Here is a 22222-nt window from a genome sequence, read left to right as displayed (position 1 = left end):
GTCATGATCGAGGACGATGAGGGCCATGCCCGCCTGATCGAGCGCAACATCCGTCGCGCCGGGGTGAACAACACGATCCTGCCCTTCCGGGACGGGACCACGGCGCTCGACTACTTGCTCGGGACGGACGGAAGCGGCGAGGCCAGCGCGAAGCGCCACCTCCTGATCCTGCTCGACCTCAACCTGCCGGACATGACGGGCATCGACATCCTGGAAAAGGTCAAGGCGAACCCGCACACCAAGCGCTCGCCCGTGGTCGTCCTCACCACCACCGACGACCAGCGCGAGATCCAGCGCTGCTACGATCTCGGCGCCAACGTCTACATCACCAAGCCGGTGAACTACGACGGATTCGCCAACGCCATCCGGCAGCTCGGCCTGTTCTTCTCGGTGATGCAGGTGCCCGAAAACCCATGAGACCCTCAGCCCCATGAGATCCTCAAGCCCATGAGCGAGCCCGCGCCCCAGGATCGCGGTCGCATCCTCTACGTCGATGACGACCCGGGTCTGGGGCGGCTGGTTCAGCGCGCGCTCCAGGCGCGGGGCTACGTCGTGGAGCTCGCGGCGGACGGCGATGCCGGGCTCGCCCGGCTGGGCCTCGGCGGCATCGACGTGGTGGCGCTCGACCATCACATGCCCGGCCAGACCGGGCTTGACATCCTGCCGGCGATCCGGGCACTGCCCGATGCGCCGCCGGTGGTCTACGTCACGGGCTCGGAGGACAGCCGCGTCGCCGTCGCCGCCCTGAAGGCGGGCGCCGTCGACTACGTCTGGAAGGACCTTCAGGGCCAGTTTCGCGAACTGCTCGGCGAGGCGATCGACATCGCCCTGCGCCAGGAGGCCATGCGGCGCGACAAGGAGCGGGCCGAGCAGGCCGTTCGCGAGGCGCGGGACCGGGCCGAGATCATGCTGCGCGAGGTCAACCACCGCGTCGCCAACTCGCTGGCCCTGGTGGCGGCCCTCGCGCACATGCAGACGAACGCCGTGAAGGACCCCGCCGCCAAGGCCGCCCTTCAGGAGATGCAGGCCCGGATCTCGGCCATCGCGGGCATCCACCGCCGGCTCTACACCTCGGACGACGTCGAGGCGGTGGATCTCGACGCCTATCTGGCGAGCCTCGTCGAGGAGTTGCAGGCGGCGATGAAGGCGGCGGGCCGCGACCACGCCATCCGCCTCGACGCGGCACGCGTGCGGCTCGCCACCGACAAGGCGGTCTCGGTCGGCGTGGTCGTCACCGAACTCGTGACCAACGCCTACAAGTACGCCTACCCGCCGGAGGTGCCTGGCGAGATCCGGGTCTCGGTGGCGCGCGAAGGCACCGAGGGCCTGACCCTGACCGTGGAGGACGACGGCATCGGCTGGACCGGCGAAGGCCAGCCGCGCGGCACCGGGCTCGGCTCCCGCATCATCCGCGCGATGGCGACGAACCTGCGCTCGGCCCTGGTCTACGCCCATGGCCGGGCCGGCACGCGCGCGACGCTGTCGTTCCAGGGCTAGGATTCGCGCCCGGCCGGAACGTCGGCGCGCGCCAGGGCAAAGCCTTCCGCGATCCAGCCCGTGATGCCCCCGGCCATGATCTTCACCGGTCGGCCGAGATCGGCCAGCCGAAGCGCGCCTCGGGCGGCCCCGTTGCAATGGGGGCCCGCGCAGTAAGTGACGAACACCGTATCGTCCGGCCAGCGCACGAGGGCCGAGCGCACGATCTTGCCCTGCGGGAGGTCGAGGGCGCCCGGAACGTGACCGCGTGCGAACAGGGCCGGAGCGCGCACATCGAGCAGAACGAAGTCCTGCTCGCGGGAGAGGGCGTCGTGCACGTCCCAGCAATCGGTCTCGAACGCGAACGCGGCGGCGAAGTGCGCGCTGGCGACCTCGGACGGCGCGGGCGGAATGGCGGTGACGGCACTGGACATGGCGGCTTCCCCGAACGGCTCGCCTTCATGTCACCCGAGCCGGCGAAGCCTTGCAATTGGCATGAAGGACAGTCTACGGGAACATCATGCCAAACCCACGCGGGCCCCTCGTCGTCGCGCTGCTCTACGACGGTCTCTGCACCTTCGAGTTCGGCATCGTCGCCGAGATCTTCGGCCTGTCACGCCCCGAGATGGGCGCGGACTGGTATCGCTTCGCGAGTTGCGCGGTCGAGGAGGGTCCGCTCCGGGCCCATGGCGGATTCCGGGTCGTGCCCGAGCACGGCATCGACCTGATCGATCGCGCCGACCTCGTCGTGGTGCCGGGCTGGAAGGGCGCGGACGAACCCGTTCCCGACGCGCTGTGCCGCCGCCTCGTCCAGGCGCACGAACGGGGCGCGCGGCTGGCCTCGATCTGCTCGGGCGCCTTCGTACTGGCGGCGACGGGGCTCTTGGACGGCGGAACGGCCACGACGCACTGGCGCTATGCCGGGGCGCTGCGGGCGCGCTACCCGGCCATCGCGGTCGATGAAACGTCGCTCTACCGCGCGCAGGGGCGCCTCCTCACCTCAGCCGGCAGTGCGGCCGGGATCGACCTGATGATCGAGATCGTGCGCCAGGATTTCGGAGCGGACGCGGCGAACGCGGTGGCGCGACGCCTCGTCATGCCCGCGCACCGGACCGGCGGTCAGGCGCAGTTCCTCGAGCGCCCGGTGCCGGCACGCGCGAACGCCGCCGTCGCGCCCTTGCTCGACGCCCTGCGGTCCGATCTCGGCGCCGCATGGACCCTCGCGCGCATGGCGGCGGAGTGCCGGATGAGCCTGCGCACCTTCGTGCGCCGCTTCACGGAGGCGACGGGCTCGCCTCCGGGCGCGTGGCTGGTGGCGGAACGCGTCGAGGCGGCCAAGCGCCTCCTCGGCGCCGACGGCCTCACCACCGACGCGATCGCCGGCGCTGTCGGTTTCGGAAGTGCCGACACGCTGCGCCACCATTTCCGGCGGCACGTCGGCATCAGTCCGGGCGAATACAGGGCGCGCTTCGGCGCTCACCCGGCGGCGGCGACGCGCTGAGCCGATCCCGCCGGAGTGGCGGATCACAGCATCGCACCCGCGTTCATCACGTCCTGCGGGTCGAGGCTTCGTTTCAGGGTCCCGATCAGCGTCAGACGGGCCGGATCGGAATAGCGCACGAGGAGGTCGCGCTTGAATCGGCCGATGCCGTACTCGGCACTGAAGCTCCCGCCGAGATCCGCCGCGAGGGCGTAGAGGTCGTGGGCGAAGCCCGCCTCAATCGCGCGGGTGAATTCCAGTCGGTCGCGGCCCTCGGGCACGACGAGGTTGTAGTGCAGGTTTCCGTCGCCGACATGACCGTAGACGGAGAGGCGCACCTCGGGCAGGCGTTCGGCCAGCAGGGCCGCGCCCCCCGCCAGGAAGGCGGTGAGCTGGGAGATCGGCACGGCGATGTCGTGCTTGACCGAGCCGCCCGCATGCTTCTCGCCCTCGGGAATGGTCTCGCGCACGGCCCACATCGCCCGACGCTGGGCCTCGGACTGGGCGAGCACCGCATCCGTCACCCAGCCCTTCTCCATCAATGGTTCGAGGCAGCCCATCAGCAGGTCGTCGAGGGGAATGCGCTCGGAGGAGGCGGTGAGTTCGAGGAGCACGGCCCCGCCCGGCCCGGAATTCAGGCCGGTTCCGCCACCTCGCATCTCCGCCACCAAGCCGAGCGAGGAGGCCGAGATCAGCTCGAAGGTCGAGGCGAGGTCGGAGGTTTCACGCCGGACCGTGGCGGCCATCTCGGGGATGGGCGCCTCCGCGCCGAGTTCGAGCCAGGCGGTGGCGCGCTGCGTCTGGGCGGGCCAGAGCTTGAGCACCACGCCGGTGATAATGCCCAGCGTGCCCTCGGCGCCGATGAAGAGCTGCTTCAGGTCGTAGCCGATGTTGTTCTTGCGCAGGGTCCGCATGTCGGAGAACAGCGTGCCGTCCGGCAGCACCACTTCGAGGCCGAGCACGAGGTCGCGGGCCATGCCGTAGCGGAGCACCTGCAGGCCACCCGCATTGGTGCCGAGATTGCCGCCGAGCCGGCAGCTTCCCTCCGAGCCCAGGCTGAGGGGGAGGAACAGCCCCGCGGCTTCCGCGGCTTTCTGGGCGTCGCTGAGGATCGTGCCGGCATCGCAGGCGAGGGTGAAGTTCAGGGGATCGACCGCGCGGATGCGGGTCATCCGTTCCAGGCTGACGACGAGTTGGCGCCGGCCGGGCTCCGGCGTCGCACCGCCGACGTAACCGGTGTTGCCGCCCTGGGGCACGAGGCCGAAGCGCCCCTCTCGGGCGAGCCCGACCAGGGCCTGAACCTCGTCCACGCCGCGCGGGCGCAGCACCGCCGGCGTCTCGCCCAGCATCAGATCGCGGTGATCGCGGGTGTAGCGTTCGGTCATGTCGGGGCTCGTGAGCACCCCGCTCTCACCCAGCAGGTCCCGAAAGGGGGCGAGGCCGTCGCGTTCCGACATGGCGTCCGACATAGGTCAGGGCTCCTCGATCGAGGCGTGGCGCGGGCCCGCCGATGGGCCGACCATGTCGTGCCGGGTGTCGGAAGGAAAGCGCGCGCCTTTCAACGTCCATCCGATGTCAGCCCTCTCCGTCTTGGGTCCGGACTGCCGTCGCGTGGTCGGCGCTCGCGGCGACTTCCGCGAGATCGGGGTCTCCGATATGCCGGATCTCGACCGCCCGCGCGGCGCTTGAAGGCTCGCCGGGTGCGCGCCGGACCCCACCGCTCGCCGTTCCGACCGGAAGGAACCCACTCGCATGCCCGACACCCCGAACGGGATTCCCGACGCCGTCCGCGCGGGCCGGCCGACGGTCTGGCGCAACCCGCATCGCCGCCCGGCGGCCGAGATCCTGCCGGGTCTGGCCTACGGGCTTGCGGAGGTCGCGGCGGCCGAGGCGCGCTGGCGCCGCTTCGATCCCCTGCTGGCCCGGCTGTTCCCGGACCTGGAGACCGGACGGATCGACTCGGACCTGCTGGCGCTGCGCGCGGATGTGTCCGCGCATGTCGCCGGTATCGCGGGCGCGGCGATTTGGGTGAAGGCCGACCACGACCTGCCGGTGACGGGCTGCATCAAGGCGCGCGGCGGCGTCTACGAGGTGTTGGTCTATGCCGAGACCCTGGCTTTGCGCGCGGGCTGGCTGCGCGGCGGCGAGTCCTATGCCCGTCTCGCCGAGCCCGTGATGCGGACCGCGTTCGGTGCCTACACCGTGGCGGTGGGCAGCACCGGCAATCTCGGCTTCAGCGTCGGCGTGATGGCGCGGGCACTGGGCTTCGCGGTCGAGGTCCACATGTCCCACGACGCCAAGGCCTGGAAGAAGCAGCGCCTGCGCGACCTCGGCGCCCGCGTGGTCGAGCATGCGGGCGATTACGGCAGCGCCGTCGCTTCGGCGCGCGACGCCTTCGCGGGGCGGCCGGACGCGCATTTCGTCGACGACGAGAGTTCCGTCGACCTCTTCCTCGGCTACGCGGCGGCGGCCTTCGACCTCCAGCGCCAATTGGCGAGCGCGAACGTCACGGTCGATGCCGAGAGTCCGCTCCACGTCTACCTGCCCTGCGGAGTCGGCGGCGCGCCCGGCGGCGTGACGCTGGGCCTGAAGCTGCTGTTCGGCGACGCCGTGCGCTGCATCTTCGTCGAACCGGTGGCGGCGCCCTGCATGCTGGTGCAACTCGCGGCCGGCTTGGAACGTCCCGTCAGCGTCTACGATATCGGCCTCGACAATCGCACGGCGGCCGATGGCCTCGCGGTCTCCCAGGCCTCGCTGCTGGTCGCCGGCACGGTCGGCGCGCTGATCGAGGCCGTGGTCACGGTGGAGGACGCGGCCCTGTTCACAGGCGTGCGCGACCTCTGGGAGCGGGCCGGGCTCCGGCTCGAACCCTCGGCGGCCTCCGCCTTCGCGGCCGTGGCTCCGGCGCTGGCGGCCCTGCCCGAGACGCACCGGGGCACGCACGTGGTCTGGACCACGGGCGGCGCGCTCCTCCCGGAGGCCGAATTTCAGAAGGCCCTCGCGGCGGCGGCCTGAAGGGGCGTCGGCCGCGACGGCGCGTTCAGCGCGCGGCGCGCGGTGTTCCCTGTTTCCGGGACGCCAGCGCCGCGGCTTTCCCGGCGGCCGCGTAGAGGTCGAGGCGCGCGTACAGGCCGAAGGCCGAGCCGTCGTCGAGGAAACCGCCGCCGGGCCCTTGCGTCTCCGTCAGGATCGCGTTCGCCTCCTCCAGGCTCAGCGACGGGAACGCGGCCGTGAGGAGGTGTCCGGCTTCCGGGGCGACCCGGCCGACATCCTCGCGCGTGCCCGCACGCCCCGCATGCACGACGGGCAGACCGTAGGTCTGCGTCGCCTCGTACAGGGCGGCGTTGGCGGCGGCATCGCGGAAGCGTCCCGTATCCGTGGTGGCGCAGGCGGCGACCGGCTCGCCGCACCCGTCGCGGAGGAACGCGGTCAGATCGGCGCGGGCGGCTTCGAGCGCCGCCCGGTAATCCGTGACGGCCACGGCCTCGTTGGTGGCCGTGCTCATCTCGTTGGTCACCGCGGGGTTCCGGCGGATCTGGCCCACATAGGCCGGGTCGTTGGCGAGCAGGTGCGCGACCGCGTGCAGCGCCGTCGCGCGTCCGCCCAGCACGTCCATGGCGTAGTGCGCGCCGACCAGGATGCGGTTGTTGCCGTACTCGGCGGCGCGGCCGATCATCTGCTGGTAACGCTCCGGCACCAGGATCGCGAGGACCACCGCCTCGGTGTAGCCGTAGGTCGTGTGGCCGCTCGGATAGGATGGGCTGTCGGTCAGGTTCTGGCTCGGTCCCCGCAGCCAGTCCAGGCTATGCGAGGGCTGGCCGAAATAGTCCTCGCCCCGATAAGCGAGCAGCGTGGGAAGGGTCTGGAACGGGCGGGCATTCCCGTAGGCGTCGGAGCCCTGGCTGCCGGCCGGTCGTCCATAGGCCCTGCCGAACACGTCGAGCGTGCCCCCGCGCGCCGCCAGGATGGCCCGGGCCGCCTCGGAGACCGGGACCTTGCCGTTCGTGGTACCGTTGGCAAAGAAGTACTTGCCGGCGTTCGAATCCGATTTGGCGACGTTGTTGGTGTAACCGATCAGGTCCGCCACCGACTGGGCGACGTTCGTGAACTTCTCGCGGTCGGTGTATCGGGCGCGCGCCTGGTAGAGTCCGCCGAGCCTGCTGCCCAGGCCGTCGGCGAGTTCCGTGGCATTCCCGTCGGTGATGAAGGCGTCGCGGAGCGCGAGTTGGCGCTGCTCGGCCTCGGGCAGCAGGAGCGGCTGACGCGCGCGTGCGGCCTGGATGTCGCCGGTCACCCGCAGGTTCGCCTCAAGGGCGGCCCGGCCCTCGGGGCTGGCGGCGAGGGCGCTCACGGGGGCGAGGCCGCTCAGGGCGGTCAGGTTGGTCGCCGATTGCGCCAGGGCCGGAACGGGCGCCAGGATGCAGAGGGCGATCCATGTTCCCTTGAGCGTCGTCCACATGGCGTGTCTCCCGGTGGCCTGCGGTTCCGCCTCCGAGAGACCGCAGGACGCGCCCGATGTCCAGCGCCCGCCCGGCGGCTCAGTCGTGCAGCGAGGACAGGAACTGGCGCAGTTCCGGCGTCCTCGGCGCGCCGAACAGCTCCGCCGGCGGGCCGATCTCGTGGACGAGCCCCTGGTGCATGAAGATGACCCGGTCGGCGACCTTGCGGGCGAAGCTCATCTCGTGGGTCACCATCAGCAGGGTCATGCCCTCGTCGGCGAGGGATTCGACCACCCGCAGCACCTCGCCGACGAGTTCGGGGTCGAGGGCGCTGGTGATCTCGTCGCAGAGCATGATGGCCGGGTCCATCGCGAGCGCGCGGGCGATGGCGACGCGTTGCTGCTGGCCCCCCGAGAGCTTGTCCGGCATCGCGTCGAACTTCTCCGCGAGGCCGACGCGGGCGAGGAGCTGGCGGGCGCGGGCGTCGTTCTCCGCCCCCGGCCGCTTCTTCACGAGGTGCGGGGCGAGCATGACGTTGCGCCCCACCGAGAGGTGGGGGAACAGGTTGAAGTTCTGGAAGATCATGCCGACGCCCTGGCGCAGGTCGCGCATGGCCTTGGGGTTGTCGTAGAGCAGGTGCTTGCCGTCGACGATCAGCGACCCGTGCTGGAAGACCTCCAGGCCGTTGATGCAGCGAAGCAGCGTGCTCTTGCCCGAGCCGCTCTTGCCGATGATCGCCAGCACCTCGCCGCGCATGACGTCGAGGTCGATGCCGCGCAGGACCTCGTGCGTGCCGTAGGATTTGCGTAAGGCCGTGATACGCAGGATCGGCGCCCCGACCTGGGTGTGCGGCTCGGCGGACGGGCCGCCCTTGGCCACGCTCTCGGGGACGGCGATCATGCGAGTTTCCTCTCTAGGGCGCGGGCGTAGAGGCTGATGGGAAAGCACAGGACGAAGTACATCGCCGCCACGCAGGCATAGGTCAGCATCGGCTCGTAGGTGACGTTGGCGATCATGCCGCCGGCCTTTGTCAGCTCGACGAAGCCGATCACCGAGGCGAGGGCCGTGCCCTTCACCACCTGGACCAGGAAACCGACCGTCGGCGCCACCGCGATCCGCAGGGCCTGGGGCAGGATGATGTGGCGAAACTGCTGGCCGAAGCTGAGCGCGAGGCTGGCCGAGGCCTCCCACTGCCCGCGCGGGATCGCCGCGACCGCGCCGCGCCAGATCTCCGTGAGGTAGGCCGAGGCGTAGAGCGTGAGGGCGACGCAGGCCGCGAGCCAAGCCGAGGTGTTCACACCCATGACCGCGAGCCCGAAATACAGCAGGAAGAGCTGCATTAGCAGCGGCGTGCCCTGGAAGAGCTGCACGTAGATACCGACGAGGCGCTCGAGGACGCGCCGGCCCGACAGGCGCATGAGCAGCAGCAGCAGGCCGAACACCGTCCCGCCCAGGAAGGCGATGAACGAGAGCGCCACGGTCCAGCGCGCGGCGAGCAGCAGGTTGCGGACGATGTCCCAGAGGGTGAATTCGGGCATGCGGGCCTCCTAGCGGCCGAACAGGAAGCGCGGGCCGGCCCAGTAGAGCAGGTTGCGGACGAGGATCGCGAGGCCGAGATAGCTCAGGGTGCCGACGATGTAGGTCTCGAAGGCGCGGAAGTTGCGGCTCTGGATCAGGTTGGTGGCGTAGCTCAGCTCCTCCGTCGAGATCTGCCCGCAGACGGCGGAACCCAGCATCACGATGACGATCTGGCTGACCAGGGCGGGCCAGACCTTCTTCAGGGCCGGCGGCAGCACCACGCGGGTGAAGACCTGCGCCTTCGTCAGGGCGAGGCTCTCGGCCGCCTCGATCTGCCCGCGCGGCGTCGCCTCGATGCCGGCGCGCAGGATCTCGGTGGCATAGGCGCCGAGGTTGACCGTCATGGCGAGGATGGACGCCGTCATCGGCGAGAGCCGGATGCCGAGTTCCGGCAGGCCGAAGAAGATGAAGAACAGCTGCACGATGAAGGGCGTGTTGCGGATGATCTCCACGTAGCCGCCGACGAGCCAGCGCAGGGCGCGCGGTCCGCCGGCGCGGGCCCAGGCGCAGACGATGCCGAGCATCCCGCCCAGCAGGGTCGCGATCGCCGTGAGGGCGATCGTCCAGGCCGCGCCCCGCAGGAGCAGCGGCCACTGGACCAGGATACTCATGAAGTCGAGTTGCAGCGGCATGGCGGATCGGAGGCCCTGGCGAGCGATCGAGACGCGGACCGTCCGAAGGACGGCCCGTGTCGGTGAGGCGGGTCTCAGCGATGGATCAGAGCGGCAGGTCGCCGGTTCCGCGCTTCAGCCACTTCTGCGACAGGGCCTCCAGGGTCCCGTCGGCCTTGGCCGCCAGCACGATCTCGTTGACCTTCTTCAGCAGGGCGTCCTCGCCCTTGTTGACGCCGACGAAGCAGGGGCTGTCGCGCAGGAGCAGCTTGTACTCGACGCCGAGATTCGGGCTCTTGCGGCTGAGCACGGCGATGTTCGAGACGCTGGTGGCGATGACCTGGGTCTGGCCCGCCGCGAAGGCCGCCGTGGTGGCGGCCTGATCCTCGAAGCGCTGGATCGTCGCGGAAGCGGGCGCGACCTTGCCCAGCATCTCGTCCTCCATCGCGCCGCGCGTCACCGCCACCGACTTGCCGGCCAGATCGTCGAAGCTCTTGATGCTGGTGGATTTCGGCGCGAACACGCCCTGGTAGAACGGCGCGTAGGCGGCGCTGAAATCGATGATCTTGATCCGCTCCTCGTTCTTGCCGAGGGTCGAGACGATGAGGTCGATCTTCTTGGTCTGCAGGTAGGGGATGCGGTTGGCGCTCACCACCGGCACCAGTTCGACCGCGGCCCCGAGCTTGGCCCCGATGAGGTTGGCGACATCGATATCGAGGCCGATCGGCTTCAGGTCGAGCCCGACGAAGCCGTAGGGCGGGTAGTCGGCCGGGACGCCGATCTTCACGACCTTGGCCTTCGTGATCTCCGTGAGGGCGTCCTGCGCCTGCGCGCCTCCGAACGACAGCAGGGCGGCATTCAGGCCGAGGGCGAGGAGGAGGCTGCGCTTGGTCAGGGGCATCGAATAGGGGCTCTCGTGGATGACGGCCCGGGTCCTGTGCAAAATCTATGCACAGAGCGGCGCCCGCCCGTGACGGACGCCCACAATCGTCATCCGGTGCGTTCGCCGACGGGCGTCGCGCCCGCTCAGGCCGGCACGGCGGCGCGCTCCGTAATCCGTCCGAGCGAGGCGTCGAGCAGGGCGCGCAAGGATCGCGTCGCCGCGAAAGCGACGTCCGAATCGCCGGAGCGCGGCCGCGGCACGACCACCGTGTCGTGGATGCGCCCCGGATGCGGCCGCATCACCACCGCGCGGTCGGCGAGCGCCACCGCCTCGGCGACGTCGTGGGTGACGAGCACGATCGTCGGCCGCGTTTCCGCCCAGAGGGCGAGGAGGTGCCGGTGCAGGTCCTCGCGGGTCACGGCGTCGAGGGCCGAGAACGGCTCGTCGAGGAGGAGCACCACGGGGTCCGCCACGAAGGCGCGGGCGATGGCGACGCGCTGCTGCTGACCGCCGGAAAGGTCGCGCGGCCAGCGCGTCCCATGGGCGGAGAGGCCGACGCGGGCCAGCACGTGCGCCACCCGCTCGCGCCGGACCGCGCGCGGCAGGTGCGCCAGTCCGAAGCCGACATTCTCCGCGATCGTGAGCCAGGGCAGCAGACGCGGCTCCTGGAACACCAGCCCGACACCCGGATGCGGCGCGGTGATCGCCGCGCCGTCGAGGCGGATCGTGCCGGCGGTGGCGGTATCGAGGCCGGCGACGAGGCGCAGCAGCGTGGTCTTCCCGCAGCCCGACCCGCCCACCAGGGCGAGGATCTCGCCGGGTGGGATGGCGAGGCGGATGCCCGTCAGGGCCTCGGTGCCGTCCGCGTAGGTCTTCGACACGTCCTGGATCGTCAGCATGGTCCGGACTCTTCAGAGGACGTCGCGGGCCACGTCCTGCCAGCGCAGGAGCGGACGGGTGAGGAAGACGAGCAGCGCGTCGGCGAGCTTGCCTAAGGTCGCGAAGGCCAGGATGGCGGCCAGGATCTGGTCGGGCTTCCCGAATTGCTGGCCCTCCACGAGCAGGTAGCCGAGCCCCTCGGAGGCGCCCATGAGTTCGGCCGCGACCACGAACAGGAAGCCGAGCCCGAGGCCGGTGCGCAGGGCCACGATGGTGCCGGGCAGCACGGCGGGGAGCAGGATGCGGCGGGCGAGCGCCCAGCGCGAGAGCCGGAAGATGCGCCCCACCTCCACGAGCTTGCGGTCGACCGAGGCGATCGCCCCCGAGACGCCGATATAGACCGGGAAAAACACGCCGACCGCGATCAGCGCCACCTTCGGCGTCTCCAGGATGCCGAGCCAGAGGATGAAGAGCGGCACCCAGGCGAGCGACGGCACCGCCCGCAGCGCCTGCAGGCCCGGATCGACGAGGTGGCGCATCAGCGGCACGGTTCCGGTGACCGCCCCGGCCAGGATGCCGAGACCCGCGCCCGCGACGAAGCCGAGCGCGACGCGCAGCAGCGTCGCCTGCACGTGGAGCCGCAGGTCGCCGGATTGCGCCAGGGCCAGCAGGGTGCCGAGCACCCGGCTCGGGGGTGGCAAGAGGCGTCCCTGGGTGAGCCCGGCGCGGGTCGCGAGTTCCCAACCGAGCACGAGGCCGAGCGGGATGAGGACGCCGAGAACGAACCGGACGGCATGGCGCCCATCGGCCCGTCGAGAACCCGCGTGAGGCCGGGATCGCGCCCGCGCGCCCGCCTCCCGGGTCTTCCCGTCGGCCTCGAAGCCGAGAATGCGCGCGGCCGCGCCGGCGCTCACCGCTCGGGTCCGGGGTTGAAGCGGGTGTCGATCAGGCCGTCGACGGCGCTCGCCACGTTCGTTTCCGGCGGGATCACGCCGGCCTGCTGGAGGGCGAGGCCCGCCGCCTGGATGCTCTCGGCCTGGACGCGGCCGATCGCGGGCCTGGTCAGGTCGGTGCGGGCGAGTTGCCGGGCGATCACGGGCTCGGGCAGCTTCGTGGCGGCTACGAGCGCGCGGGTGACGGCATCCGGGTTGGCGATCGCGTAGGTCCGGGCCTCCTCGTAGGCCGCGATCACGGTGCGGACGAGGTCGGGATTGGCCTTCGCGAAATCCTCCCGCACGTCGAGCACGCCCCAGGTGTTGGCGGCCGGGTCGCGGAAGAACAGCACGCTGCCGTTCTCGATCTCGGAGGCCGCCATCATCGGGTCGAGGCCGGCCCAGGCATCGACGTCGCCGCGCTCCAGGGCGGTGCGGCCATCGGCGTGCTGGAGCAGGACGAGTTTGGCGTCCCGCTCGGCGAGGCCCGCGCCCTGGAGGGCACGGATGAGGAAGATGTGCGGATCGGTGCCGCGCGTCACCGCGATCCGCTTGCCCTTGAGGTCGGCGGGCTTCGCGATGCCGCTGTCCTTCCGCGTGACGAGGGCCGTCCATTCGGGCTGCGAATAGGCGTAGATCGCCTTGACCGGGTTTCCGTTGACCCGCGCCAGCAAGGCGGCCGCGCCCGCCGACGAGCCGAAGTCGATGGCGCCGCCGTTCAGGTATTCGAGCGCTTTGTTCGAGCCGAGCGACTGCGTCCAGCGCACCGCGATACCCCGCTCCCTGAGGGCGGCTTCGAGGAAGCCCTTCTCCTTCAGGACGAGGCTGACGGGGTTGTAGGTCGCCCAATCGAGGCGGACCTCCTTCACCTCGGCCGCGTCGGCCCGGTGCGGTGCGCCGATGAGGAACAGCGTGCAGCCGGCGGCCCCGAGCAGCGCACGACGGGAGAGGGACGCGGCACGGCGCCCGAGGAACGACATCATCGACTGTAAGTCCTCGTGGAGGGCAGGAACGGCAAAAGACTCAGAGCGACGGCGGCACCCAGATCGGCAGCGCGGAGGCATCCACCGGCCGGGGCAGCAGGCCCTCCGCCCGGAAGGCATCCGCGATGGTCTGCTGTTCCGAGAGGCCCGCGCGGGTGACGGGCTCGACGGCGTAGCTGCGCCGCCCGTTGGCCTGGAGGACGACGGCCGGTTCGAGCTTCCACAGGGCGCCGAGGCGGGTGGCGGCCGCGTCCGGGTTGGCCTTCACCCAGGTCCCGGTCTCCCGCAGCTTGCCGAACAGGATCGCCAGCACGTCGGCGCGCTGCGCGGCGTAGTCGGCCCCCGCGAGGTAGTAGCGCTTGTATTGCGACAGACCGGTGCCGTCCTGGAGGATGCGGGCCCCGGTCTGCTGCTCGGCCGCCGAGAGGAACGGGTCCCAGGCGACCCAGGCGTCGACGCTGCCGCTGGCCAGGGCCGCGCGACCGTCCGAGGGGGTCAGGTAGGCCGGGCTGATCGACCGGAACGGCAGGTTCGCCGCCTGGAGCGCGGCGAGCAGCAGGTAGTGGCTGCCGGCGCCCTTGGTGACCGCGACCTTGCGGCCCTTCAGGTCGGCGACGGACTTGATCGGCGAATCGGCGCCGACGAGGATCGCCTGAGCCTTGGGCGATGCGGCCTCCTGGGCGACGTAGGCGATGCGGGCCTGGGCGGCCTGGGCGAAAATCGGCACGGTGTCGGCCACATCCGCCGACACGTCGATCTGCCCGGCGTTCAGCGCCTCCATGATCGGCAGGCCGCTGGTGAATTCGTGCCAGGAGACGGTGACGGCGAGCGGCGCCAGCGCCTTTTCCAGCACGGCATCCTGCTTGAGCAGGGCGATCAGCGTCGAGGATTTCTGGAAGCCGATGCGCAGCTTCCCGGGCTCGGCCGCGCGTCCGGCACCGGGGAACAGAGCGAGGAGGCCGAAGCCGGCGGCGGCCCGCAGCGCGTGGCGGCGATCGATCATGGTTGGACGTCTCGTGTTGTCAGGGATGCTTGTGGATCGGATCGACCCAGTGGACGGTCTCGGGCCGTTCGACGGGCTCGACATCCGTGATGTTGACCACCACGGCCTCGTTGTCGGAGCGCACGAGGACGCAGTTCAGCGGCTGGTCCGGGTCGGCGTTGATCTCCTGGTGCGGCACGTAGGGAGGCACGAAGATGAAGTCGCCGGGCCCCGCCTCGGCCACGAATTCGAGCCGGTCGCCCCAACGCATCCGGGCGCGGCCCGAGACCACGTAGATCACGCTCTCCAGGGCGCCGTGGTGGTGCACGCCGGTCTTGGCGTCGGGGGCGATCGCCACCGTGCCGGCCCAGATCTTCTGGGCGCCGACGCGGGCGTGGTTGATCGCCGCCTGCCGGAACATGCCGGGCGTCTGGGCGGTGTTCGCATCGAGCCTGTCGCCCGGAATCACCCGCACGCCGTCGTGCTTCCAGCGCTCCGACGGAGCGCCGTGGTCGTGATGATCGTGGTGGGCATGATCGTGGTCGTGCTCGGAATGATCGTCGTGCATCTTCGGTCCCTCGCGCTGTGCGTCGCGGCTCATCGTACCGCAGCGGCGGCGGGTTCGAAGCTGCGGTCGAGGATCGCCTCGGCCCTCGGCGCGCGGGCCTGCGGAATCAGCCCCGAACGGACGTAGAGATCGATGTTGCGCTGCTCGTCGGCGATCACCGCGTCGTCGATGGGCACGGCGCGGTATTGCGCCCGCGAGAACCAGCGCAGCGGCACCGTCTCGGGCAGGCCGATGAGCTTCGACCAGACGGCGGCGTAGGGGGCCGGGTCTTTCAAGGCCCATTCGCGCGCCGAGACGAGGCGCCGGCCGAAATCGGCGAGCTGCGCCCGCTTCGCCTTCAGCGCGGCGTCGCTCGCCACCGCGAAGCTCAGGCCCGGCGTGATGCCGTTCCCGTCTCGGACCGCGCGGGCGAGGCCGGCGAGCTCGGCCGTGGAGGTGTAGGGCTCCCAGGTCGCCCAGGCATCGACGCTGCCGCTGGCCAGCGCGATCTTGGCGTCCGCCGGGGGCAGGAAGCGTAAGGTCACGGCGCTCGCCGGCAGGCCGGCCTCCTCCAGGGCGGCGAGCACGACCTGATGGCCGATGGAGCCGCGATTGGTGGCGATGCTCCTGCCCTTCAGGTCGGCGACCGTCCTGACCGGAGAGTCCTTGGGCACCAGGATCGCGAGGCCGTCCTGCCGGTTGCGAAAGGCCAGGAACGCCTTCACCGGCACCCCGGCGGCGGCCGCGAAGGTGAAGGGCGCGTCGCCGACCCCGCCGGCATCGATCGCCCCGGCATTCAGCGCTTCCAGCAGGGGCGCGGCGGCCGGGAACTCGCTCCATTCGAGCCGATAGGGCAGGTCCGCGAGCACGCCCGCCGCCTCCATCAGCGCGCGCGCGTTGCCGCGCTGGTCGCCGACGCGCAGGACCGCGTCGTCGGCGCGGGACAGTCCCGTGAGCGCCAGGAACGCGGCGATGGCGAGAGCGAACCGCATCACGCCGCCTCCGACCGCGCGCCGCGCTCGGCCAGGAGCCGGCGGAAGGCGGGGATGAGGTCGCGGCCATACGCGATGGCGTCCTCCAGCGGGTCGAAGCCCCGGATCAGGAAGGTGCGCACCCCGAGGTCGTGATAGGCGAGCAGCGCCTCGGCGACCTGTTCGGGTGTGCCGACGAGGGCCGTCGAGTTGCCCGAGGCGCCGGTTTCGCGCGCGATGGCGGTGTAGAGCCGCGTGTCGAGGCGCGAGCCCTGCGCGGCGGCCGCGAGCAACCGGCGCGAGCCCTCGTTCTGCGGCGCCGCGGCGGGGCCGAGCCCACGGGCGGCGCGCAGGGCGCGGGTCTGCGCCAGAATCGCCTCGGCCCGCGCCCAGGCCGCCGCTTCGGTCTCGGCGAGGATCGGCCGGAAGGAGAGGCTGAAGCGCGGGCTGCGCCCGTGCGGCGCGGCGGCCGCGCGAACCTTCGCGATGGCCTCGCGGACCTGATCCAGGCTCTCGCCCCAGAGGGCGTAGGTGTCGGCGTGCCGGCCCGCCACCGCGATGGCGGCCGGCGAGGCGCCTCCGAAATAGACCGGGATGCCACGCCGGCTCACGGGCTTCACCTCGGAGAAGCCGCCCTCGATCCGGTAATGCGCACCCGCGAAGTCGAACGGGGTCGCGGCGGTCCAGACCTGTCGGGCGACCGTGAGAAACTCGTCGGTGCGGGCATAGCGCTGATCCTTGGTGAGGTGGTCGCCGTCCTGCGCGAGTTCGCGGTCGTCCCCGCCGCTGATGGCGTGGATGGCGACGCGCCCGCCGGTGAGCTGGTCCAGGGTCGCGAACTGGCGCGCGGCCACCGTCGGGGCGGTGAAGCCGATGCGGTGGGCGATCATCAGGCCGATGCGATCCGTCACCGCCGCGATCTGTGCCGAGAGCAGGATCGCGTCGGGCTGCGTCGAATAATAGGCCACGAGGATACGGTCGAACCCGCCCCATTCATGGGCCTGGGCCAGAAGCCGAAGGTAGTCGCGGTCGATCGCCGGGCCGGAGGCCGCGTGGGTCTCGGAATGGTAGCGGGGTGCGGCGAATCCGATGAACTCGACGGCGTCGGGGCTGAGGAAGCTCATGAGGTCTCCTGATGGATCACGACGCTCGGAGGCCGAGGGCGGCTTCGCGCAGGGCGAGGTGCCGGGCGCGTGCGAGGCTCGTTTCGGGGCGGGGCGGAACGAGCGGCATCGGGCGCGACATCGGCTCACGGTCGGGATCGGAACACGCGCCGGGAGGGCCTCGAAACCCGTCCGGCGAAGGCCCGCATCGTCCCGTCAGGACGCAGGAGAGTCAACAAGAACGTTCTTTTTTAAGAACGCTCTCGTAGGGGATCATCTTTCCCTTGAAGCCGAGATGCGAGCAAGTTCTTGCGATCCTGCCGAGTGGAGCGCCGAATAATGGTGTCGCTGCCTATTGGATGCCGGCCGACGCAGGTCCTTCGTTCACGGATCGGCATGTCTTGTTCTCTATATCGAACGAACCTATGAGGCTCCAAGCTAACGGACGGGATGGAGTTTCCGACCATGACAGAGACCGACCGCCCGCGTCCGCTTGCCGTCATCGGCGGCGGCTTCAGCGGTTTCGTCGTCGCCCGGCAGCTGCTCCGCGCGCTTCCCGACGATCGGCGCGTGCTCCTCTGCGAGCGGACACACGAGGCCGGCCGAGGGCTTGCCTACTCGACCTCGAACCCGGATCACCTGCTCAACCTACGCGCGGCGCAGATGAGCGCCGATCCCGACCGGCCCGGGGATTTTCAGGACTGGCTCCAACGCTCCGCCTTCGATTCCACCGAGCGCTCGGGCATCCGGGTCACCGACGCGGGGACCTTCGCGGCGCGCGGGCTCTACGGGCGCTACCTCGCGGAGCACGTGGCCCGCACCGAGGCCGGTGCGGGAACGCGCCTCGAACACGCGCGGAACTCGATCGTCGACGTGGTGCCGGAGCGCGACGGCTTCGCGTTGCGAACCGGGACGGGCGCGCGCATCCCCGTCGCCGGGATCGTCCTCGCCATGGGGAACCTCGCGGGTCCCGTCGCGGCGCGGAGCCGGCACCGGCGCGACCCCTGGGAGCCGAAGGGCTTCGGCCAACTCGATCCCGCGCGAGACGTGCTCGTCGTCGGCACCGGCCTGACGATGATGGATTCGGTGGCCGCCCTGCGCCGCCACGGCTTCGCGGGCCGGATCGTGGCGGTCTCCCGGCGCGGGCTGGTGCCGAAGCCGCATGCGCCCGTGCCGGCCTGGCCCCGGCCCGATCTGAGTGCGGAGACCCGCGCCTCGCTGCGCAGGCTCCTCGCCTGGGGGCGGGCCGAGATCGCGGCGGCGCGCGCGGTCGGCGTCGATTGGCGCAGCGTCATCGACGCGCTGCGCCCGATGACCGACGCACTCTGGGCGGGACTGCCTCGTGCCGAGCAGGCGCGCTTCCTACGCCACCTGCGCCCCTACTGGGACGTGCATCGCCACCGCACCGCCCCGCCGGCGGCGGACGCCATCGCCGAGGAGGTGGCGCGCGGCACGCTGGTGGTGCTGGCCGGGCGCATCCGCTCCGTCATCGACGAAACCTCGCACGCGGTCGTCACCCTCCAGCCGCGCGGCGGCACAGGGACGCTTCGGATCGACGCCCAGACGATCCTCGACGCAACCGGGTTCAGCCGCCTCGCGGAGACGGAGGATCCGCTCGTCCGTAACCTGCTGGCGCGCGGCCTCGTGCGTCCCGGCCCGTTCGGCCTCGGGCTCGACGCGACGCCGGACGGGGCCGTCGTCTCACCGCGGGGCGAGGCGCCCCTCTGGGCCATCGGGCCGATGCTGCGCGGGGTGCTGTGGGAATGCATCGCCGTGCCGGACATCCGCGACGCCTCGGTTCCGCTCGCCGACGCGATCGCGGCCCGCCTCGCCGATGTCTAGGTGCCGTCCGCGCATTCCGCCGGACATCGCGCGTCGAAGCCGCGCGCCAGTTCGGCGAGGCTGACCGCGTCGAGCCGTGCGACCAGCAGCGCCTCGGCATCGCGCAGGGCGTCCGCCACCGCCGCGTTGACGACCTTCTCGACCGCACAGGCGGGATTGGGATGCTCGTTGCCGATCGCGAAGATGCGCGGGCCGCCCACCGCGCGATGAACGTCGAGCAGCGACACGTCTCCCAAGTCGGCGGCGATGACCCAGCCGCCGCCATGGCCCTTCTCCGAGCGCACGTAGCCTGCGTCCCGCAGGCCCGCCATCGTGCGGCGGACCACCACCGGATTGGTGTCGAGCATCCTGCCGATCGCCTCGGAGGTCATGGGTCCGTCGTGCCGCGCCATGTGGAGAAGCACGTGCAGCATCCGTGAAAGGCGACTGTCGTTACGCACGCCACGATCCTTCGCACGGGGCCTCGGATTGGCAAAGGCATCGAATCACGATACTTATCGAGTTACGTGAAAGGGGAGTGGCGAGGATGCACGTGTTCGAGAACCCCGACCATTGGGATACGGCGGCCGCGCAGTACGAGACGACCGCCCACCCGTTCACGGCGCGCTACGCCGAAGCGGCGCTGGCGCGCGTGCCGCTCACCTCCGACAGCCGCGTGCTCGACGTCGCGGCGGGCACCGGGGCGCTCGCACTGGCGGCGGCGCGGACGGGCTCTCAGGTGCTGGCGACCGATTTCTCGCCCGGAATGGTCGCCCGTATCGCCGCGGCGGAACTGCCCAATGTGGAGGCGCGGGTGATGGACGGGCAGGCCCTCGCGCTCCCCGATGCCGGCTTCGACGCGGTCTTCTCGATCTTCGGGGTGATCCTGTTCCCCGACTGGCGCAAGGGCCTCGCCGAGATGGCGCGCGTGACGCGTCCCGGCGGCTACGGCGTGGTCGCGACCTGGAAGGATCACGGCGCGGCGACCTTTCTGCTGCTCGGCCGCATTCGCCGGACCCTGTTTCCCGAGCGCGAGGGCGTGACGATGCCCGAAGCTGTGACGGCCCTGAGCGAGCCGGAGGACTTTGCGCGCGAACTCGCCGCCGCCGGTTATCACACCCCGGTCATCGAGGCGGTGACGCACGATTACGAACTCGCGGTCCCGAGCCTCTCCGACCCCGATACGCTGTTCGGCCTGTCGCCCGATTGGACCAGCCTGACCGATGTGGACAAGGCGGCCGTCGTCGCCGAGGCGAGGCGCATGGCCGGGGATCGCCCGGTCCTCGCCATCCCCTCGACCGCCCTGATCGCCGTGGCGAGACGCTGACGCCGCGTGCCGATGCTCGCGCGGATCTCGGATCGTCCCGGACGACGCCGGGGGGCTCGTCCGAGAGCGCCGTTTTCCGGCGGCAGGATCGGAGGCGGTGCGGCATCTCTGGAAGCCAAGATCTTTGGAAGCACATTTCCAGGCCGCTCGGTTAGATTTCCCAGTATCGGCGCTGCCTCGACGCCGATCACCCGAGTAGAACCACCATGAACGTTCCGACTCCGAATCGTCCCGCCTCGCTCTGCTGTCGTTCCGTACGGGATGACGGCCGACTTCGTGCAGTTCGCCCGCACCACGGGCAAGCCAAGGGGAATGAGGATCATGGGATATCACGCGACGCACTTTGAAGGATTCGAATCCGTCAGCCCGGCGGCCCTGTTCGGGCCGCGCAGCGTCCGGCGCAGCTACGGCCGGGCCGCCGTGGCGGCGGCCATAGAGAACGGGATGCTGCCGCACGAACTCTCCGGCGTGCTGGCCGGCCGCCGCGTCGTCGAAGCCTTTCCGGTGGCGAGCCGCGAGAGCGTGACGGATTACGCCGTCCGGGCCGTGGCCGAGATGATGGTCGCCTACCTGAGCCAGCCCATCGCCTGACGTGCCCCGGACGGTCCGGCGAAGCGCCCTCAGTCGGCGGCCGCCGTGGGTGCGCCCATGCGGTCGTGATCGGGCCAGCAGGAACGGGGCGGCCCCGGTGCCAGGAACGTCCCCGGCAGGGCCAGGACGCGGCCCGCCAGGCTGTCGCGCAGCACGTCGAGCCGCGCGACGTAATGGTAGAGCGGGCCGTCGTTCGGCGGTCTCCCGGCAGCCTGGAGCAGGGAGCAGTCGCTGATCGCGAAGGCCCGGCGGCTGAGGGCCCGGCCGATTTCGTAGAGCGGTGTCACGGCTCCGAGGGCGAGGACGAGGACGACCACGGCCCGCCGGGCGCCGGCCGCGGAGACCGCGACAGCGCCCACGCGCAGGGCCAGCAGGGCCAGGGCCGGGATCGATGCCCGCATCACGAAGTCGGTCGAGCCGAGCTGGTACAACGGCACGACGAGGAGGAGGCCGAGGGCGAGCGGCAGGGTCCAGCGCGCCGTCGCCTCGGAATGGCCGGGCGAGCGCCCGTCCCGGTAAACAGCATCGATTCCGAACCCTCGCCCGACGAGCAGGATCGCCACGAACGGCAGGAGTTCGAGGAGGAGGAACAAGCCGTAACCGACGACGAAGACCGGATCGAGGTCGCGCCATCCGTGCGCGACGCGGGCGGCATCCGCCTTGAGGTACAGGGCGACGGGGATCAGGCCGAGGCCGGCGAGCGCCACCGCCGTGACGGCGCGTGGCCGGGCCAGCATGGACCATCGCTCCGTCAGCACGGCCAGGATGAGAAAGGGCAGGGCGCCCATCATGCTCAGGGGCGACCAGAACACGCACAATCCGAAGACGACGATCAGCGACGAGGTGTCGAGAGCGCCCCGCTGCCGGAGCAGATAGGCGCCGACGAAGGCCCAGCCGGAGGCCGCGTGGTTCGGCACCCAGAACAGTTGCGTCACGTGCGCGGAGAACTGAAGGTCGCTTACCCACTGCTCGAGATGCGAGCCGAAGCTCAGCGGACGGCCGAGAAGCATGCGTCCGAGGACGTCCCATCCGCTTAACAGCAGGAAGACCGCCAGGACGGCGAGGCTGCGGCGGAGCGGGCGAACGGTGCGGGCGAACCCGTAGAACAGGCCGCCGAACAGCAGCGTGTTCTGGACGAGCAGCGCCCCGTGCGCGGCACGCAGACCGAGGATTTTGCCCACGAGCGCCGGCGTCAGGTACATCCCGAGCGGCGCGCGCAGGAGCGTGTCATCGCCCTTGTAGCGATAGCCGACCGGCCAGGGCTCGGCGACGAGGTCGCGCAGCACCGCGTCGCGGATCAGCCAATCGTCGTTGGCGAAGAACAGGTGCGTTTCCCCGCCGAGCAGGCAGAGCGCCAGCGCGCCCGCGAGCGCGGCGGCGACCAGCCGGCGGTCCAGGGGTTCGGCGTCACGCGCGAGATCGCGCAGCACGAAGGCGAGCGCCGCCAGAACCGCGCCGACGCAGAGGACGGCGACGGGTCCGCTCTCCAGATGGGTCGCCAGAAACACGAGGTTCGGCAGGGCGATCAGGACGAGGGCAAGCCCGAACGGCCAGCGGTCCGATCCCAGCGCGGCGCCGGAACTCGGCATCGTCGCGACGGGGCCGCTCACAGGAGCTTG

General features: G+C 71.0%; 23 protein-coding genes. 7 read left to right on the top strand and 16 right to left on the bottom strand.

Annotated elements, in window-relative coordinates; translation table 11 throughout:
- Nucleotides 1–3: 3 nt before the first annotated feature.
- Together MKK54_RS24160 and MKK54_RS24155 are read left to right on the top strand one after the other, a co-directional pair.
- Nucleotides 4–417 carry a response regulator gene (locus MKK54_RS24160; RefSeq protein WP_244015287.1) on the top strand — a complete coding sequence of 138 codons (414 nt, stop codon included), beginning with the start codon at nt 4–6 and terminating at the stop codon, nt 415–417.
- A 30-nt stretch (nt 418–447) separates the two neighbouring features.
- Nucleotides 448–1497, top strand: coding sequence for a sensor histidine kinase (locus MKK54_RS24155; protein WP_244015145.1), 1050 nt, complete (start codon nt 448–450; stop codon nt 1495–1497).
- Here the strand turns inward: MKK54_RS24155 and MKK54_RS24150 are convergent.
- Nucleotides 1494–1910: a rhodanese-like domain-containing protein gene (locus MKK54_RS24150; RefSeq protein ID WP_244015143.1), complete on the bottom strand. Its 417-nt coding sequence runs from the start codon at nt 1908–1910 to the stop codon at nt 1494–1496. The genes MKK54_RS24155 and MKK54_RS24150 overlap by 4 nt on opposite strands.
- Before the next feature lie 86 nt (nt 1911–1996).
- On the opposite strand from MKK54_RS24150, the gene ftrA reads away from it, so the two are divergent.
- Nucleotides 1997–2977 (top strand): transcriptional regulator FtrA, encoded by a 981-nt coding sequence (ftrA, locus tag MKK54_RS24145; RefSeq protein ID WP_244015141.1) that lies wholly within the window; start codon nt 1997–1999, stop codon nt 2975–2977.
- A gap of 23 nt (nt 2978–3000) precedes the next feature.
- Here ftrA and MKK54_RS24140 read toward each other — a convergent pair whose 3' ends face one another.
- Nucleotides 3001–4425 carry an FAD-binding oxidoreductase gene (locus tag MKK54_RS24140; protein WP_244015139.1) on the bottom strand — a complete coding sequence of 475 codons (1425 nt, stop codon included), beginning with the start codon at nt 4423–4425 and terminating at the stop codon, nt 3001–3003.
- Nucleotides 4426–4708: 283 nt separating this feature from the next.
- Here MKK54_RS24140 and MKK54_RS24135 point away from each other — a divergent pair, with 283 nt between their 5' ends.
- Nucleotides 4709–5971: a D-serine ammonia-lyase gene (locus MKK54_RS24135; RefSeq protein WP_244015137.1), complete on the top strand. Its 1263-nt coding sequence runs from the start codon at nt 4709–4711 to the stop codon at nt 5969–5971.
- 25 nt (nt 5972–5996) lie between these two features.
- Here the strand turns inward: MKK54_RS24135 and MKK54_RS24130 are convergent, their stop codons facing one another.
- The 12 genes from MKK54_RS24130 to MKK54_RS24075 form a co-directional block, all read right to left on the bottom strand.
- A complete protein-coding gene (locus tag MKK54_RS24130) occupies nt 5997–7415 on the bottom strand; it encodes a phosphatase PAP2 family protein (protein WP_244015135.1) in 1419 nt (472 codons plus the stop codon).
- A gap of 79 nt (nt 7416–7494) precedes the next feature.
- On the bottom strand, nt 7495–8295 hold the full coding sequence (locus MKK54_RS24125) for an amino acid ABC transporter ATP-binding protein (protein ID WP_279597523.1): 801 nt from the start codon (nt 8293–8295) through the stop codon (nt 7495–7497).
- Nucleotides 8292–8933 (bottom strand): amino acid ABC transporter permease, encoded by a 642-nt coding sequence (locus MKK54_RS24120; protein ID WP_244015133.1) that lies wholly within the window; start codon nt 8931–8933, stop codon nt 8292–8294. The genes MKK54_RS24125 and MKK54_RS24120 overlap by 4 nt, the downstream gene beginning before the upstream one ends.
- 9 nt (nt 8934–8942) lie before the next feature.
- On the bottom strand, nt 8943–9605 hold the full coding sequence (locus MKK54_RS24115) for an amino acid ABC transporter permease (protein WP_244015131.1): 663 nt from the start codon (nt 9603–9605) through the stop codon (nt 8943–8945).
- Between the two features lie 85 nt (nt 9606–9690).
- A complete protein-coding gene (locus tag MKK54_RS24110) occupies nt 9691–10479 on the bottom strand; it encodes a transporter substrate-binding domain-containing protein (RefSeq protein WP_409564241.1) in 789 nt (262 codons plus the stop codon).
- A 131-nt stretch (nt 10480–10610) separates the two neighbouring features.
- A complete protein-coding gene (locus tag MKK54_RS24105; protein WP_244015126.1) occupies nt 10611–11366 on the bottom strand; it encodes an ABC transporter ATP-binding protein in 756 nt (251 codons plus the stop codon).
- A 12-nt stretch (nt 11367–11378) separates the two neighbouring features.
- Entirely contained in the window at nt 11379–12113 is a 735-nt protein-coding gene (locus MKK54_RS24100; protein ID WP_244015283.1) for an ABC transporter permease, read from the bottom strand.
- 143 nt (nt 12114–12256) lie between these two features.
- Complete coding sequence (locus MKK54_RS24095) at nt 12257–13261, bottom strand: aliphatic sulfonate ABC transporter substrate-binding protein (protein ID WP_244015124.1); 1005 nt, start codon at nt 13259–13261, stop codon at nt 12257–12259.
- A gap of 40 nt (nt 13262–13301) precedes the next feature.
- A complete protein-coding gene (locus tag MKK54_RS24090; protein ID WP_244015122.1) occupies nt 13302–14264 on the bottom strand; it encodes an aliphatic sulfonate ABC transporter substrate-binding protein in 963 nt (320 codons plus the stop codon).
- Between the two features lie 19 nt (nt 14265–14283).
- Nucleotides 14284–14811, bottom strand: a complete 528-nt coding sequence (locus tag MKK54_RS24085) for a cupin domain-containing protein (RefSeq protein ID WP_244015281.1) — start codon at nt 14809–14811, stop codon at nt 14284–14286.
- A 29-nt stretch (nt 14812–14840) separates the two neighbouring features.
- Nucleotides 14841–15782, bottom strand: coding sequence for an ABC transporter substrate-binding protein (locus MKK54_RS24080; RefSeq protein WP_244015279.1), 942 nt, complete (start codon nt 15780–15782; stop codon nt 14841–14843).
- The gene (locus MKK54_RS24075) at nt 15782–16885 is read right to left on the bottom strand and encodes an LLM class flavin-dependent oxidoreductase (RefSeq protein ID WP_244015120.1); all 1104 of its coding nucleotides are present in this window, start codon (nt 16883–16885) and stop codon (nt 15782–15784) included. Before MKK54_RS24075 ends, MKK54_RS24080 begins: the two co-directional genes overlap by 1 nt.
- Nucleotides 16886–17329: 444 nt before the next feature.
- On the opposite strand from MKK54_RS24075, the gene MKK54_RS24070 reads away from it, so the two are divergent.
- On the top strand, nt 17330–18706 hold the full coding sequence (locus tag MKK54_RS24070; protein WP_244015117.1) for an FAD/NAD(P)-binding protein: 1377 nt from the start codon (nt 17330–17332) through the stop codon (nt 18704–18706).
- Here MKK54_RS24070 and MKK54_RS24065 read toward each other — a convergent pair.
- Complete coding sequence (locus MKK54_RS24065; protein WP_244015115.1) at nt 18703–19146, bottom strand: RrF2 family transcriptional regulator; 444 nt, start codon at nt 19144–19146, stop codon at nt 18703–18705. The two genes, MKK54_RS24070 and MKK54_RS24065, sit on opposite strands and share 4 nt — an antisense overlap.
- Before the next feature lie 86 nt (nt 19147–19232).
- On the opposite strand from MKK54_RS24065, the gene MKK54_RS24060 reads away from it, so the two are divergent.
- Together MKK54_RS24060 and MKK54_RS24055 are read left to right on the top strand one after the other, a co-directional pair.
- Entirely contained in the window at nt 19233–20012 is a 780-nt protein-coding gene (locus MKK54_RS24060; protein ID WP_244015113.1) for a class I SAM-dependent methyltransferase, read from the top strand.
- A gap of 321 nt (nt 20013–20333) precedes the next feature.
- Nucleotides 20334–20603, top strand: coding sequence for a hypothetical protein (locus tag MKK54_RS24055; protein ID WP_244015111.1), 270 nt, complete (start codon nt 20334–20336; stop codon nt 20601–20603).
- A gap of 29 nt (nt 20604–20632) precedes the next feature.
- Here MKK54_RS24055 and MKK54_RS24050 read toward each other — a convergent pair whose 3' ends face one another.
- Nucleotides 20633–22213, bottom strand: coding sequence for a hypothetical protein (locus MKK54_RS24050; protein WP_244015109.1), 1581 nt, complete (start codon nt 22211–22213; stop codon nt 20633–20635).
- Nucleotides 22214–22222 lie beyond the last annotated feature (9 nt).

The sequence above is a fragment of the Methylobacterium sp. J-068 genome (assembly GCF_022829445.1).
In the GTDB taxonomy this organism is placed as follows: Bacteria; Pseudomonadota; Alphaproteobacteria; order Rhizobiales; family Beijerinckiaceae; genus Methylobacterium.
Note: the sequence above shows the minus strand (reverse complement) of the source record. Positions and strands in the feature narration are given on the sequence as shown.